Genomic DNA, 1,333 nt, shown 5'->3' on the forward strand with positions numbered 1-1,333 from the left:
CATCGCCAGATGACCTCGGCCATGATCGACAGCCGAGATTTTCTCGCCGCAAAACGCTGGGCTGACAATGAAGTGCTATTGCCCGCCGGGCCGAAGATCGCCTTCTCGGGCGGCGACACCACCGATCACCGGCTGATCTGGGACAGGCTCGATCAGGTTCATGCCAAACACCCCGACATGGTGCTCCTGCACGGAGGTTCGCCGAAAGGGGCGGAACGCATCGCGGCCACTTGGGCCGACAACCGCAAGGTCGCGCAGGTCGCCTTCAAGCCGGACTGGATGAAACACGCCAAGGCCGCGCCCTTCAAGCGCAACGACCGGATGCTCGACACGATGCCGATCGGGGTCATCATCTTCCCCGGCACCGGCATTCAGGAAAACCTCGCCGACAAGGCCCGCAAGATGGGCATCCCGGTCTACCGCCTGGCGAAGGGCAGCGCGTGAGCGCTGCCAGCAATCCGTCGACACCATGCCCGGCAGAACTCTCGCCATGCCGGGCAGTTTCATGCTATGTTCGCCTTGCGCCATGGTGGTGGTGGAAGGCGCGACCGTTCCACGTCAAACGGGAGACTCCACCATGATCGTTCTCGGAATCCTTGCATCTTTCGCGGCCATTGCGGGCCTGTGCTGGTTGGTGTTTAACCTCGCGGTCTTCGCCCTGCCGTTCCTCGTCGGACTTCATACCGGCATCTGGGCCTATGGAACCGGCACAGGCTGGCTCGGTGCAATCCTCGTCGGCGGCTTCGCCGCCGGCTTGACGCTTGCCATCGGTCAGGCGCTGATCATACTCGTGCGCCCGCTCTGGGCGCGGTTTGTCATCGCGCTGATCTTCGTGGTGCCGGCGGTGCTCGCTGGCTTCCACGCCACCCTAGGGATCGCCAGGGCCATGATGCCCTCGGAGACCTGGCAGATGATCTTCGCTGTTATTGGCGCTGGCGCTGTAGGCGTGTCCGCCTTTCTCCGCATTGCCGGTTCGGCTGCCGAGCCTTCGGACAGCTCTCCCGTAAGCGCCTGACACTGCCGACGATCCGATGAGGCGGGACTGGATCAGCGCTGGAATGCCATCCCGATCGTCAGATTGCCGGTATGGGGCGGTGTGCGGATCGGCATGAGACCCGCGTCGCGGCCCGTGGCCGTGCGGTGGAGGGGGCGGAACGTTTGAGCGGCAAACCGCACCTGTGATCGGGCGGGACACGCCGGCCGAGGCGCATGGAGAACGGCGCGCATGGCCTGTCGCGGGTGAGCGAACCCGCCGGTGAATAGCCGGTCAGGCTGACGGGCATCCGCAGCCGCCATCATCTCCGTTCCTTGCCCGTCCCATGTCCGCTCCATA

The 1,333-nt window shown here is 64.7% G+C and carries 3 protein-coding genes; 2 read left to right on the forward strand and 1 reads right to left on the reverse strand.

All coding sequences use genetic code 11. From position 1 onward, the window contains the following. Together D6860_RS25070 and D6860_RS25075 are read left to right on the forward strand one after the other, a co-directional pair. A partial coding sequence (locus tag D6860_RS25070) for a DUF2493 domain-containing protein (protein WP_164845670.1) occupies nt 1-444 on the forward strand: 444 nt, incomplete at its 5' end. A gap of 133 nt (nt 445-577) precedes the next feature. Then, a complete protein-coding gene (locus tag D6860_RS25075; RefSeq protein ID WP_076623805.1) occupies nt 578-1,015 on the forward strand; it encodes a hypothetical protein in 438 nt (145 codons plus the stop codon). Between the two features lie 32 nt (nt 1,016-1,047). Here D6860_RS25075 and D6860_RS25565 read toward each other — a convergent pair. Next, nucleotides 1,048-1,333: hypothetical protein (locus tag D6860_RS25565; RefSeq protein ID WP_206512224.1), on the reverse strand; the 286-nt coding region annotated here is incomplete at its 5' end.

Origin of the sequence: Salipiger sp. D13, assembly GCF_003703915.1 — a bacterium.
Classification (GTDB): domain Bacteria; phylum Pseudomonadota; class Alphaproteobacteria; order Rhodobacterales; family Rhodobacteraceae; genus Salipiger; species Salipiger profundus.